Raw genomic sequence first — 13,500 nt, 5'->3', positions numbered from 1 at the left:
CCGCAGGCTACTTTTCATCGGCTCCTATTTTTATCTAGTTTTTTGACTTAGATGGTTTGGTTAGAAATAAAACCGAGATCGCTAGACAAACCAAACCGATATTAATGGAGATATCGGCAATATTAAAAATCGCAAAGCGAATAATCCGTATATCGATAAAGTCAACTACATAACCCGCCACAAAGCGATCGATGCCATTGCCTGCGGCTCCCGCCAAAATGCAGCCATAGCCAACTTGTTCCCAGCGATTTAAGTTTTTACCAAAAACCCCAAAGGCTACTAGCCCCAAACTCACAATCATCGATACCCATTTGAGCCAATCAATCTGACCACTAAACAAGCTAAAAGCCGCACCTGTGTTAGTCGCATAGGTAAAATGAAATACCCCATTAATCAAGGGGACTGATTTTAGGGGTTTGAGATATTGCACAACTAGATATTTGGAGGCTTGATCGAGAACTAATCCCAAAATTGCCGCAGTCCAGTACAGAGAGTTCTCGATTTTGCCAGATGCCATAACTAAAAAAAGAATTAAAAAAACTAGAAACCGAAATAAGGGCGCTTCACGCCCTTATTTCATTAGCCTATATCAATTAGACCTAGCCATGCTAACAAACCTTTACCAGTGAAAAGCTCGATCGCAACGGCAATGATAAAACCAACCATAGCGGCTCTACCATTTAACCTTTCTGCATAGGTGTTAAATCCCATTTTTGGATCAGTAGCTTGTGGTACTTGAGTTGGTTCAGTCATAATCGCAAAATCCTCATTGTGCATAAAACTTCATACAATTTTATCGCAATCGCTTACATAAAATCGGAAAGAAGCGACAGCACAAGTTGCCAAGTGTAGGACATAAAAACCAAGAATTGATTGGCGGCGCAAAGCTCCGCCAATCAATTCTTGGTTTTTGATTTGTCCATGAGACAGGTGACTGTAGCTATAAATCAGGTAAACCCCAGATTAAGTTTATTCTGAAACTTTAAGTTTTGTTTTCGGATTGTAACGACCGATTTCTTGTAAACTTAGTTAAATAAATATGTAAAACTATAAAATTTTACTGAATTGTAGCTAGCAGCATAGTGGAGTGTAAACTGGCTTGGAAAACCATAAGGAAAAAATTCTAGTTGTAGACGACGAAGCTAGTATCCGTCGAATTCTGGAGACACGTCTGTCGATGATCGGTTACGAGGTCGTCACCGCCGCAGATGGCGAAGAAGCGATCGAAGTTTTTCATAAAGAAAACCCTGACTTGGTGGTTCTTGATGTAATGATGCCAAAGCTCGACGGCTACGGGGTATGTCAAGAGCTTCGCAAAGAATCGGATATCCCGATTATCATGCTGACCGCTTTAGGTGATGTTGCCGATCGCATTACAGGACTCGAATTAGGTGCAGATGATTACGTTGTTAAGCCTTTTTCACCAAAGGAATTAGAAGCGCGGATTCGTTCAGTATTGCGGCGCTTTGATCGCAATGGCACATCAGGCATCCCCAGTTCTGGCGTGATCCATATCAACACGATCAAGATTGATACTAATAAGCGTCAAGTCTATAAGTCCGATGAGCGTATCCGTTTGACGGGTATGGAGTTTAGTTTGTTAGAGCTATTGGTCGGGCGATCGGGTGAAGCTTTTTCGAGAGCAGAAATTTTGCAAGAGGTCTGGGGGTATACACCAGAACGCCATGTGGATACTCGCGTTGTTGATGTTCATATTTCTCGCTTGCGGGCAAAGCTCGAAGAAGATCCTAGCAATCCTGAATTGATCTTGACAGCTCGTGGGACAGGCTATCTATTCCAACGCATCATCGATGGATCAGAATCGAAACAAGCTTAAAAATTTTGATAAAAGTCTGCCGCAGACAGGCTTTTATCAAAAAGATTTATGAAACTTAGCGATCGCTAAATCATAAATTTCTTGCAATCTTTGAGCATGAATAGCAAGGGTAAATTCTGAGTGAAATAAATTATTGCCAGCTATACCAATTTCGCGTGATTTGCCAAAATTATTAGCCAAATCCGTGACTGCCGCAGCTAGATCTTGACTATTATTTGGCTCCACTAAAATTCCTGTTTTCCCATCCTGAACATGTTCAGGAATCCCGCCAACGTTACTAGCAATTACTGGGCGAAATCTTGCATAGGCTTCCAAAGTAACTAATCCCGCAGGCTCTGGCCAAACACTAGGAAAGATTACAGCAAAGCTTTGACGATATAGCTCCTCTAGCTTCTCTTTTTGACACCAGCCATGCCAAGTAAGGCGATCGCCAATATTCAAATACTCTGCTAACTTCCGAACCTGTGGCATAGCCCACCCTTCACCTGCAATATCAAGATGAATACGCTGATCTAAAAGAGGCATCGTTCTTAATAACCAATCCAGCCCCTTCTCTGGCACTATCCTACCTGCAAAGAGAATTCGCTTTTGAGCGTGTATGTCTTGATCTAAAGGCTCATGCTTAGAGGAAGTTGCAGCTATCCCACACCGTAAAGTTATTACCTGTGATTCTGGTAACCCATTGGCAATCAACTGCGATCGCACATAATCACTATTTGCAATCACTGTAATCTTTAACTTTTTGAGGACATCCAACGCACTATAGGCTCTCTTAAAGTTAGAAATAATTTTTTTTGGTCGCCGACTTCCGCATCCATCGATCAAATGTCCCCATGTACATCCAATAACAGACATTTTGCGATCGCAAACTCCTTGCTGTGGGAAATATTTTGAGCCGCTAGGGCAGTAGGGATGGTGATTGTGTAGAGTATAAACAGCAGGACATTGATCCTTAAGGTCTAAAATCATCTCTCCTTCATGGAGGTGCAATAACTTGTATTGACTTTGATCAAAATTCTTTAATGATGGAATAATCTCATGAGCAAACATCTCTGGTAATTCCGTCAAAAGTCCATCCACATAGGATTTCACGCCGCCGCCAGAAGTTGCTAAATAGTTAGCACAATGATGAACCCTATTCATTTTGGTAATACTCTAGAGACATATTTATTGACTTATAGCAATCCTAAATAGATTGTGAGAGTGCGCGGCGCACTCTCACAACACTCAAAATCTTACAACTCATTTAAGAGCGCTACATTACTTTTTATACAGCAATTACCGATCAAACGAACCACAAGAAGACTTTTAAAAGCGTTGCTTTGCAACGCTTTTAAAAGTCTTCTTGGTTTGGGTTTGGGCGCAAAGCGCTGTAAAACCTAAACGCTCAACGTCTTTGCTTAATTTTTCAAACATGTACTTAAATCTTCAAATATTAACTCTATTTTTTGAAAATTCTTTTGAGTATCAAAACTTTCTTCAACTACTTCCCTTGCCCTTTTTCCCATTTGTCTACCCAAGCTAGGATCATCAATTAATAGTTGCAGTTTATGAGCTAGATCTTGACGATTCCCAGGAGTAACAAGGAACCCTGTTTCTCCATCAGTAACAATTTCAGTGGTTTGAGTAAGTTTAGATGCAATTACAGGCAAGCCAGATGCCATTGCTTCAATAAAGACTATGCCAAAAGCATCTCCATATGTTGGCATAACAAAAGCATCTGCTTGTCTATATAGATCAAACCACAAAGAGCTATAAGCTTCTACACCATTATATATACGAACATTTGGATGATCACAACTAACTGCACCTAGACTAGTAACTATATGCAGTATCGCTTGATCTGCAAATTGCGCTAAAAAAACAGCAAGGAGATCTTCTCCCCCTTTGCGTTTAAAATCTCCACCAACAAATAAGATGTTATATAAACCTTGACTTGACTTATGGTTCCTATCTGTAAATACTAAGCGATTTGTATCCACTCCTGGAGGAACCACTTTTACTTTGTCTGGGTGAATACCATAATCATTAATGACTGAACTACGCGCCCATTCGGTCCAAGTTAAGATTTTGGAACAGTTTTGATATACTTGTTTCTCCAAAAACTTGTTGGGACTATAAGTCCATCTATGTTTATTCGTAGACTCTTCTGCTGCTTGCTTGTTAGTCATGTCAATACTGACTACTGATGGCATTTTTAGCATTAAATTTAGTGACAGAAATGCTAATGGCTGAGTATGGAAGAACAAAACATTATAATCAGCTTGACTAATTTTTCTAGCTATCAATCTTTTGGCAAGTAATGCATAACCAAGCTGTGCACGAAATCGAAATAAGTCTAAATTATAGGACTGTACAAATTTATTTGGAACCCGTAAGTTAAGTATCTTATTAATAACTCTGGTAAATATCTCTCTTTCTTGATCACTCCAATAGATATCAACGTAGCATAATGAAGACTCAAAATATTTTTGCATTGTCATGATGTGAGTCTTATGCCCCATAGAAGACTCAGCGATCGCCAAAACCTTAGTGGTGTAATCCATGTTTTTTGACTTGGTTATTTTAGAAAATTCGGCTTGATTTTACATAAAACAAGTTTACAATGCTTTAGCCTTTAACTTTAGTAAGCTCTCTGTTATACAAATCCAAATTTTGTTTAGCAATATTGGTATATGAGTAGCTTTGAGCAGTCTTATACGCATTGTTACGTAGTTTTTCTAAATAAGCCCGATCTCCAATTAATTTTGTAATTGCTTCTTCAATTGCTTCAGTATCTCTAGGCGGAACTACCAGCGCATCAAAATCATGTTTCACCATTTCTGTTGGACCAGGAATATTTGAAATGATTGGAGCTAAACCACAAGCCATTGCTTCAACAACTGCTAATCCCCATCCTTCTGAAAGAGAGGGAAACAAGTGGATGCTATGCCCTGCTAATAGAGATGGCAAATCACTATTTTGATATTTAGAAATAACATGAATGCGATCGTGAAATGACGGATCAAAATCGGCTAAGACCCTTTCTGGCGGAACCATAGCTCCTAAGAAACTAACTTCTATATCGGGATATTTTTGTAAAATCCGATTTAACGCAGGCACACTGTACTCAATACCTTTACGGGGAATATAACTACCAATATGTGCAATCCGAATTTTGCTATCCTCAGATAATCTCTCCATTGATAGTCCTAATAGACTACTTGAGATGCCATTATTCACAACATGGACTCGTTCTGCTGAAACACCCAATTGTTTGATCGAATATTGCATATCATGCTGATTAAGACAAAGTACTAAATCAGCTAACTGCATGGATTTTGCGACTTCCCAAAGATGAAAACCACCATGGTAGATAGGGTATTTCCAACTGACTTTTGCTTTGCCTAACTTCACATCTTTAAGCAACTGAAGATGGACAGTATGCTCTAGACCATGACTGCGTGTGACTAATAGTGGCGTTTTTTTTGAGAGTGGCTTTATCCATTTTGCCCATACCCAACTATCCCCTGTAGAAGCATCAATAACATCAATACCTTCTTGTTTGATGAGAGTCGGCATTTTAGATGCCAAGAATTCAGGAAATATGACAGCCTTTACTAATTCAGGTAGAAAGTTGGGCATGTCGTCAAAAGAAAAAAACTTTACCTCATGTCCAAGTTTTATATATTCTTGTCCTAGTCTCCAAGTCACTCCTGGAGCGCCTAGATTAGGATCTAATGGATGATGAATAGCAAGTAAGATTTTCATTTAAGTTTCTGAAAAGTACAGTTGAAAAGATAGTAAACTTTTGGTGAATTGGCAAATAAATAGTTAGCTTTACACGATAGGCTTAACTGGTTGAAAAATAAGTGCTAACTAGTTGAATCGTGATCAACGTATTTGCAACTTTTTCGTTAGCTTGAACTATCCTCCTTAGTGCTTCAGAAACCTCTAGGTATTTCCCACATTATTTCTTGCCAAGGTTTTTTATAAATAGGCTAATCTAAATTTTTTTTGTGATTATTCAGATACTAATAGCAAACTCAACAAGTAATTAGGTGCTTGCGGGGATATCTTAATAAGTAGGTCATTGTCTTATCTAAGATCTCAAAATCTTCTGCACCACTAAGATTATCCCCACTAACTACCCAATGCCTCACTTCTAAATTTGATGGTAACCCTAAAACTAATCAATCATTAACTATATAAAAAATAGTTTTATATCTTCAGACTCGTAATACAAATCAATCTAATTATTTATATTTAGGTCTTTACTCTAATTACAAAGTATTTGCTAAATATTTTGCTCAATTTGCGCCAAAGAACTGTCCATATACTATATCTCCATCCAGCCCAATCAGTCAGATCAAGATATTCATAAAAAAGATTTTTCTTGGGATGGCGATAATATTGCCAAGGTTTTGTATCCTGTATAAAATGAATAATGTATGGATTATTTGCAATCTCTAATGAAGCATCTTCTCCATACCTTTCAGTAAGCAAATCAACAAGTTTACGATCTTCATTAGCATCAGATTTAAATTGTCTATTCCACTTAGGATCAAGCTCCAGCCATTTATCCCACAAAATTGCGTTTAGAGCGTCCTGATCATTATATAACAATAAAGATTTACGAGGTTTACGAACATATTCTATTATTTTTGATGAAGTGTCAAATTCTCTCCATTTGTCTAAATTAAATACTAGAACACCAGCGTTAAAGTATTTGCAATCTGGAGGTATGCCAAGTAGTTGATAATCTTTGATAGCGTTAGCTATTGTTTTTATACTAAGGTCTTGGACTGCTAAAATATGTTTGTCTCCAATGTCAATATTCCATAAAATACTGAGATCACTTAGAACTAACAGGTCACAGTCTAAATAAATGACTTTGTGCAAATCTTGAGAAAGAAGCTGAGGGATTAAAAGTCGATGAAATGTTGACTCAGTAAGATGATCGGATGTGGGAACGTCTTTAAATTGATCTTTGGTATTGATAAAGTTAACCTTACATCTAGATAAGTCAAGAGATTTAAGAATCTTTTTAACATTAATAGGTTCAATCCCAGCATCAAGTATATACAGATCTAGTGATTGTTCGGGTGGTAGATGTTTGAGAATTGAGCAGGCAGTGACAGCAATTGGCATCGCATAATTGTTGTCAGCCACACAAACCACAGTAATATTTTCCTTTCCTAAATTGTGATTCATAATCGTTAGAAGCTGTTACACCAATATTATAATGACTGAAACCCAAATGTAAACTTAAAAAACAGTTAATTCTTTTTATAAAGTTTCTTTCTTTCTTTCTTTAGTTTATCTGTTATAAATTGGCTTGTTTTTCTCTCAAGAACTTTATAGGTGATACGAAGTTTTGAAACTGCCAGAAGTATTATGCTAGTGGATTTCCAACAAACTTATGACCGATAGACCCTAAGTTTCAATAGATGCATTTTCTAAAAAATCAGACTAATACTCAGACATGAACCGATAACAAAATGTAGTGCCACTGCAATGAATCGGTAATCTAGTAATAGATCGGCTTGATCATGATTTTCTAAAATGAATCTAGACAATTTCCATGCAATCGGTAAGCTAACTAAAACGATCGCAGTCCAGATGGGGAAAAAATTAAGAGCGATCGCTACGATCGCAATCCCATAGATCACAGCACAAATCCAAGGTAAAAGTTGGGCTGAGCGCTTAGTGCCTAAACGCACAACAGGCGATCGCTTACCTGCGGCAAGATCATCGGCAACTTGATTGAAATGAGAACAGAATAAAATCAGGCTAGTAATAATTCCAACAATGATTGCTGCGGCGATCGCGCCAATAGACCAAGATTTAGTTTGGCTATAATAAGCTGCCGAAACTCCTAAGGGTCCAAAGGCAAAAAAGCATAAAACCTCGCCCCATCCTTGATATCCCAACCGAAATGGGGGACCTTGGTAAATATAGCCGAGAAAACAGCAAAGGGCGATCGCACTAACCACCACAATATCTTGCTGTATCCAAGAAATAGCCAATACGCCACTAATGCCTAGAAGCAAACAAATATTAGCGATCGCAAAGATTAAATTCTTCTTGCCCGTAAGATTGACAACTGAATGCGCCTTATTGATATCAATGCCTGTTTCCGAATCAAATACGTCATTGCAGAGATTTTCCCAGACTAAAATCAAGACTGCGGAAACCAGAAACATGAAAAAAATACTCCAGTTAATCGCCCCTATATTGCGATAAGCAACAGCCGTACCCGTAGCGATCGGCACGATCGCCACACTATACATCGGGAACTTAATCGCCGCCATCCATAATCTACGAGATGGCTTACTAGATATCTCAGGGGAATCAATGAGGCTTTTTACCATACTGGCTAAGATTGAAGTGCTGATCGCCATCTTAAAACAAAAATGCGATTATCCAATGGTTCATCAATATAAAACCCAGAAAGTAGAGTGGGGCGCTTAGCGCCCCACTCTACTTTCTGGGTTTTACTGACAAAATTTAGTGAATTATTAAGCTTTGCAAAGTAAGATGGAGATAATTAAACATAAAAAATTAAACGTATAGGTATCGAAAAAGTATGCGCGTTGCGATCGCTGGAGGAGGGTTAGCAGGATTATCCTGTGCCAAGTATTTGGTGGATTTAGGACATCAGCCGATTTTGCTAGAGCGCAGTAACGTTCTCGGCGGCTTAGTAGCAGCATGGAAAGATGCCGATGGCGACTGGATCGAAACAGGGCTACATAACTTTTTTGGCGCTTATCCAAATATGTTGCAACTGATGGGTGAGCTAAATATCCTCGATCGCCTGCAATGGAAACGCCATGCTTTAATTTTTAATCAACCTGAAAAGCCAGGGGTATTGTCATGGTTTGACGTACCTAATATCCCCGCTCCTTTCAATATCATTACCTCGATTCTACGCAACAACGATATGCTCACTTGGAATCAAAAGATTCGGTTTGCGATCGGGCTAATTCCTGCAATTATTCGCGGCGATGACTATGTTGTGTCGATGGACAAATACACCTTTGAAGAATGGCTAGAAATGCGTGGCATCGGCAAGGACATTACCACTGACATTTTTATTGCTGTTTGTAAATCCCTCAAATTTATCGATCCCAATGTGATTTCGGCAACGATTCCCCTCCGCGCCCTCAATAAGTTTCTCCAACAAAAGGACGGCTCCAAAATTGCTTATTTAGATGGCGCACCTCCTGAGCGTCTCTGTCAGCCGATCGTTGATTATGTCATGGCAAGAGGCGGCGAAGTGCATACAGGTGTTGCCCTCAAGGAAATTGTCACCGATCAAGATGGCAATATCGAAAAGTTGATCATCCAAAGCACAGATGGTTCGCCTAGTCGTGAGATTTACGCGGATGCATACGTTTCGGCGATGTCAGTGGACGCTTTTAAAAATTACATCCCCTCAACTTGGCAAGGCTTGCCCTATTTTCAACAGCTAGATCATCTAGAAGGTGTACCCGTAATCAGTGTGCAGCTTTGGTTCGATCGCAAGCTTACGGATATTGATCACACCCTATTTTCGCGATCGCCCCTGCTCAGCGTATACTCCGATATGAGTAACTCCTGTAAGGCATATGCTGACCCTGACAAATCGATGCTAGAGCTAGTGTTTGCCCCTGCTGCCGATTGGATTGATCGTCCCAACAGCGAAATCGTGGAAGCAACGCTGAATGAACTTGCGAAACTATTTCCGCAGCATCTCCCCAGTCCTGCCAAAGTCTTAAAGTCTCATGTCGTTAAGACTCCGAGATCAATTTATACCGCTACTCCAAACCGTGAGCAGTTCCGTCCTAGTCAAGCAACGCCGATCACTAATTTCTTTTTGTCAGGTAGCTATACAGCCCAGCCCTTTTTTGGCAGTATGGAAGGGGCGGTACTTTCTGGTAAGCTAACAGCACAGGAAATTCATAAAGCAAGTCAATCTTCTGGAAGTAAAGTCCTTGGTCGAACCTCTAACCAAAACCAGTCAAATCCATCTGTCGTCAGTGCCTAAGTCGATGGGAATGCGTCAGCCAGTCAGTCTGGAGGAAGCCTACGAGATTTGTCGTTGCATCACGGCAAAGTACGCCAAGACTTTTTATCTTGGTACGATGCTGATGTCTGAAGCAAAACGGCGAGCTACTTGGGCGATTTATGCTTGGTGTCGTCGTACTGATGAGCTTGTAGACGGTATGCAGGCAGAAAGCACCGATGCCGAAACGCTTTTTAACTGGGAAAAACAGTTAGAGGCGACGTTCCGTGGCGATCCTATCCATGCCTCAGATATTGCCTTAGCCGATACTGTCCAGAAGTACCCGATGCCGATTCAGCCTTTCAAAGATATGATTTCTGGAATGCGAATGGATCTAAAATACGATCGCTACCAGACCTTTGATGATCTGCATTTGTATTGCTACCGCGTTGCAGGCACTGTGGGCTTGATGTCGGCTGCAATTATGGGCTTTGAGACTAAAGATCCATCGGTAATCAGTACGGCAACTGAGGCGGCGATCGCCTTAGGTATTGCCATGCAGTTAACTAATATTTTGCGTGATATTGGTGAAGATGCTCAGCGAGGACGGATTTATTTGCCCCTTGAGGATCTGCATTATTTTGACTATACCGAAAAAGATTTATTAAGCGGTACGGTTGATGAACGTTGGATTGAGTTGATGCGTTTTCAAATTCAGAGAGCGCGACAGTTTTATCAACATGCTGAGGATGGTATTTCGGCATTATGTCGAGATGCTCGATGGCCAGTATGGTCTTCTCTAATTTTGTATCGCAATATTTTAAAAGCGATCGAACACAATCATTACGAAGTTTTTAAGAAACGGGCTTTTGTCCCTAATTCCAACAAAATGCTTGCTGTTCCTTGGGCATGGCTTAAAGCTCAAACTTCTTAAAGTAATTTAGAACCAAGTGATAGCTAGAAAAATCAAACCCGCAAAGATAAGTGATGGCGTGAAGCGCCGCCACTTATCTTTGCGGGTTGATGTTCTAAGCAAAACTTACATTGCTATAAATCTGTGGCTAAAAACTAAGAAAGAGAGCTTTGCTCTCTTTCTTAGTTTTTGTGGGTTTGATGTAGTCGATACCAAGGAATTTCAGGATATTGATGATGCTCCCAATGGTAATGACCAAAGTTATAGCAACTAAAAAATGACCATAGATTAGAGCCATAACTGCTTTGCAAACGAGGAGAAAAATTGGGATTGCCATAGACTTGGTGATGGGGCAGATAAGTCCCAAAAAAGAATAGTTGCAAAGAACTCAAGACTAGGGGCAGCAGTCCAAAAAATATTAAATTTGCCAATGGAACATGGAAAATCGTTGTTAAGACACCAGCAATTAGAATCATATTTACTAAAAAAATGATCAGCGATCGCCTTGGGAAATATTCATAAATGAACTTGCAATACCAAAGTACTGGGCTAGCTGCACTGCCATGAAAATCAGGATCTTCGCTTTGGGAAGGATATTGATGGTGTTTAAAGTGATTTTTAAAACAGAGGTCGTAGGATAAAAAACCATAAACAGTAACCGCAAAACGCCCAATCAGATGGTTGAGATTGCGATTATGGGCAACTAAATTGCCATGAATAGCATCATGGGCAAGAATAAACAATCCTGTATGCAAATAAGTCCGTACCAAAACCGCGCTAATCAACCAGAACCAAGAAGTATTTGAGATTGGAATCGTAAGTAGTTCAAATAGGCTAACAAACCATAGAGCAATAATAAGTACGGCTATTAGTAATCCGCTCCAATCATCCGCTACCAATACCTTTTGTTGTGATGAAATAAACATTTGCATACTACAGCGCTAAGCGCTTTTTTTTAACCCAGAGAAATTTTGAAAAAAGCCGCGCGATCGCGCGGCTTTTTTCAAAATGTAACTAAAACTAACGAGCGAAGTTCAGTAACTCTTTAGGAGATGCAAGCAAGTCGATCGCTACAAAGAAGATTTTGCTGTCAGGATCGAGCAGAAAGCGCCAAGCAATATTCATACCAACGCCAGAGCCGAACCAAGGAGTTTGCACTTTACCAGTAATCTTGATTTGGGTATAACCACCATCGGCTGCTTCAGAAACACCTTTTTCTGGCACAAGCACAAGATTTTGACATTCTTCTTTAAAAAATCTCAAAACTGCATCTTTACCAACGATTGGTCTTTGGAAAGGAGGTTGTAAAGCACCATCTGGGAGAAATAGAGCAATTAGAGCATCAAAATCATTGGCATTCATGTTATTCATGTAAGACAAGATTGTGGGGTTGTTTACACCTTCAATACTTACTTGAGTGCGCTTAGACATTTCTTGTGGAGCAGAAACAGGCTCAGCAACACGAGTATATTCGCCCAATTTGTTAGGGTCGTATCCCATATCTACAACTGAGTTACGGAGAATTGTGATTTGTTGTCCTGGTTCTAGACTTTTAAGAGTTTCTAACACTGCTGAAGCGTTAGCTGAAAGTTTGTAACCTTCAGGAATTGGCGCAACGATTCCTTGCTCCATCCACTGACCAAGTTGATACCAAAAGCCTAGTTTGATGTTTTGTGACCAAATTGCATAGGTACGACAGATAGGGGTGTCAGCACGATTTGCCAAGTCACACATAACTTGAGTTTGTTGCTGAAAACTCATTTTCTTGATTTCATTCAAGGTCAACTCAGCTAGTTGCATACTTGCAGCACCTGGAGCAGCGATCGTTACAGTCTTACCCATCTCAATGTAAGTAAACCAAATCCAAGCAAGTTGATCTTCAGGACTAAGTTGGTTAAATCGAGCTGTAGTAGCAGGTACAACATCGGCTGCTAAAGTGCTAGGGAAAATGCTTCTGGCTGAGTTAATTGTGTATGTCATGGGTGTTTTTTTGGTTCAACTAGATGATTTGAGTTCGTATTTTCCTATACAGAAAAATTTGGCTCTATATTCAAAAATACGGAAACTTAGGGTTAGGAATTAAAATCTAATAAAAGATTCAAGAAAAAACGTTACAGGCTTTGTAATCAGAAAATTTCTATTAGAATCATTTACTAGACTTATCAAGAACAGCGAGGGCTGCAATAGTTCCTTGATGTTTAGATTTCCTTAGATATATATACTCATAATCTGTTTACACTTACAAAACCTCTAAGGATAGATATTAAATTTTACTTTGTTCATCTAAATCTATCTAAAAAATTAGTTGCTTAGTAATAAAAATGAGTTTAATAAACATGATGATCATTAGACAGAGCAAATGGATCATCATGTTTATTAGGATTTAGAAATCAAATATATAAGCGCTTCATGAAGAGAAAACTTCAGATCTTAAAATTTTGATTTATCCTAATAATTATGTCGGAGGATATAGGTAGATCTATTCTCAAAGATAGAGCTTTACTAAAACCAAATAAAATAAAGTTTGCGAATCTCTCTTTTCTCATTCATTGCCTACATACCTGATTGACTGACAAAACTGTGGAAATCCGCATCTTACCGTAGGGGCAGTTTTGCTAAAATCTTTGCTGTAAGCCAATCACTGATCTACTAAACCTACCCCTTGTATCTAGGAAGAAAAGTAAAGGATAAAATCTTTACTCAAATCCGAAAAAGCAAAAGCAGAGATAAACTCGTTCAACCCCTAGGGACACCAAGCCCGTAATGTAGATAGAGTCGTCTCTG

Annotated in this window: 12 protein-coding genes; 3 read left to right on the top strand and 9 right to left on the bottom strand. The window is 39.3% G+C overall.

Annotated elements, in window-relative coordinates:
- Window positions 1-34 precede the first annotated feature (34 nt).
- Together lspA and VB775_RS18845 are read right to left on the bottom strand one after the other, a co-directional pair.
- Window positions 35-517, bottom strand: a complete 483-nt coding sequence (gene lspA, locus VB775_RS18850; RefSeq protein WP_281007267.1) for a signal peptidase II — start codon at window positions 515-517, stop codon at window positions 35-37.
- Window positions 518-579: 62 nt separating this feature from the next.
- Window positions 580-753, bottom strand: coding sequence for a hypothetical protein (locus VB775_RS18845; protein WP_094532635.1), 174 nt, complete (start codon window positions 751-753; stop codon window positions 580-582).
- Between the two features lie 346 nt (window positions 754-1,099).
- On the opposite strand from VB775_RS18845, the gene rpaB reads away from it, so the two are divergent.
- The gene (gene rpaB / locus VB775_RS18840; protein ID WP_103668290.1) at window positions 1,100-1,837 is read left to right on the top strand and encodes a response regulator transcription factor RpaB; all 738 of its coding nucleotides are present in this window, start codon (window positions 1,100-1,102) and stop codon (window positions 1,835-1,837) included.
- Between the two features lie 36 nt (window positions 1,838-1,873).
- On the opposite strand, the gene VB775_RS18835 is transcribed toward rpaB, so the two are convergent.
- From VB775_RS18835 to menA, 5 genes are all read right to left on the bottom strand, one after another.
- Entirely contained in the window at window positions 1,874-2,980 is a 1,107-nt protein-coding gene (locus VB775_RS18835) for a glycosyltransferase family 4 protein (protein WP_281007266.1), read from the bottom strand.
- A gap of 257 nt (window positions 2,981-3,237) precedes the next feature.
- The gene (locus VB775_RS18830; RefSeq protein ID WP_281007265.1) at window positions 3,238-4,383 is read right to left on the bottom strand and encodes a glycosyltransferase family 4 protein; all 1,146 of its coding nucleotides are present in this window, start codon (window positions 4,381-4,383) and stop codon (window positions 3,238-3,240) included.
- A gap of 64 nt (window positions 4,384-4,447) precedes the next feature.
- Complete coding sequence (locus tag VB775_RS18825; protein WP_281007264.1) at window positions 4,448-5,587, bottom strand: glycosyltransferase family 4 protein; 1,140 nt, start codon at window positions 5,585-5,587, stop codon at window positions 4,448-4,450.
- A gap of 495 nt (window positions 5,588-6,082) precedes the next feature.
- The gene (locus VB775_RS18820; protein ID WP_281007263.1) at window positions 6,083-7,030 is read right to left on the bottom strand and encodes a glycosyltransferase family 8 protein; all 948 of its coding nucleotides are present in this window, start codon (window positions 7,028-7,030) and stop codon (window positions 6,083-6,085) included.
- A gap of 245 nt (window positions 7,031-7,275) precedes the next feature.
- Complete coding sequence (gene menA, locus VB775_RS18815; RefSeq protein WP_281009447.1) at window positions 7,276-8,190, bottom strand: 2-carboxy-1,4-naphthoquinone phytyltransferase; 915 nt, start codon at window positions 8,188-8,190, stop codon at window positions 7,276-7,278.
- A 215-nt stretch (window positions 8,191-8,405) separates the two neighbouring features.
- Between menA and pds the strand changes: the two genes are divergently transcribed.
- Window positions 8,406-9,845: a 15-cis-phytoene desaturase gene (gene pds, locus VB775_RS18810; protein WP_281007262.1), complete on the top strand. Its 1,440-nt coding sequence runs from the start codon at window positions 8,406-8,408 to the stop codon at window positions 9,843-9,845.
- Between the two features lie 4 nt (window positions 9,846-9,849).
- Window positions 9,850-10,737 carry a phytoene synthase gene (locus VB775_RS18805; RefSeq protein WP_407073009.1) on the top strand — a complete coding sequence of 296 codons (888 nt, stop codon included), beginning with the start codon at window positions 9,850-9,852 and terminating at the stop codon, window positions 10,735-10,737.
- A gap of 161 nt (window positions 10,738-10,898) precedes the next feature.
- Here VB775_RS18805 and VB775_RS18800 read toward each other — a convergent pair whose 3' ends face one another.
- A complete protein-coding gene (locus VB775_RS18800; RefSeq protein ID WP_281007260.1) occupies window positions 10,899-11,642 on the bottom strand; it encodes a fatty acid desaturase in 744 nt (247 codons plus the stop codon).
- Window positions 11,643-11,736: 94 nt separating this feature from the next.
- The gene (locus tag VB775_RS18795) at window positions 11,737-12,696 is read right to left on the bottom strand and encodes an orange carotenoid protein N-terminal domain-containing protein (RefSeq protein WP_281007259.1); all 960 of its coding nucleotides are present in this window, start codon (window positions 12,694-12,696) and stop codon (window positions 11,737-11,739) included.
- Window positions 12,697-13,500: the final 804 nt, after the last annotated feature.

Source organism: Pseudanabaena sp. CCNP1317, assembly GCF_034931345.1.
Classification (GTDB): Bacteria; Cyanobacteriota; Cyanobacteriia; order Pseudanabaenales; family Pseudanabaenaceae; genus Pseudanabaena; species Pseudanabaena galeata.
The sequence above is the reverse complement of the archived record's forward strand: the minus strand, read 5'-3'. Positions and strand labels throughout refer to the sequence as shown.

Excerpts from the sequence above, each read along its gene's own strand:
- lspA (WP_281007267.1), bottom strand. The coding sequence starts at position 517 with ATGGCATCTGGCAAAATCGAGAACTCTCTGTACTGGACTGCGGCAATT.
- VB775_RS18845 (WP_094532635.1), bottom strand. The coding sequence starts at position 753 with ATGACTGAACCAACTCAAGTACCACAAGCTACTGATCCAAAAATGGGA.
- VB775_RS18835 (WP_281007266.1), bottom strand. The coding sequence starts at position 2,980 with ATGAATAGGGTTCATCATTGTGCTAACTATTTAGCAACTTCTGGCGGC.
- VB775_RS18830 (WP_281007265.1), bottom strand. The coding sequence starts at position 4,383 with ATGGATTACACCACTAAGGTTTTGGCGATCGCTGAGTCTTCTATGGGG.
- VB775_RS18825 (WP_281007264.1), bottom strand. The coding sequence starts at position 5,587 with ATGAAAATCTTACTTGCTATTCATCATCCATTAGATCCTAATCTAGGC.
- VB775_RS18820 (WP_281007263.1), bottom strand. The coding sequence starts at position 7,030 with ATGAATCACAATTTAGGAAAGGAAAATATTACTGTGGTTTGTGTGGCT.
- menA (WP_281009447.1), bottom strand. The coding sequence starts at position 8,190 with ATGGTAAAAAGCCTCATTGATTCCCCTGAGATATCTAGTAAGCCATCT.
- pds (WP_281007262.1), top strand. The coding sequence starts at position 8,406 with ATGCGCGTTGCGATCGCTGGAGGAGGGTTAGCAGGATTATCCTGTGCC.
- VB775_RS18805 (WP_407073009.1), top strand. The coding sequence starts at position 9,850 with ATGGGAATGCGTCAGCCAGTCAGTCTGGAGGAAGCCTACGAGATTTGT.
- VB775_RS18800 (WP_281007260.1), bottom strand. The coding sequence starts at position 11,642 with ATGTTTATTTCATCACAACAAAAGGTATTGGTAGCGGATGATTGGAGC.
- VB775_RS18795 (WP_281007259.1), bottom strand. The coding sequence starts at position 12,696 with ATGACATACACAATTAACTCAGCCAGAAGCATTTTCCCTAGCACTTTA.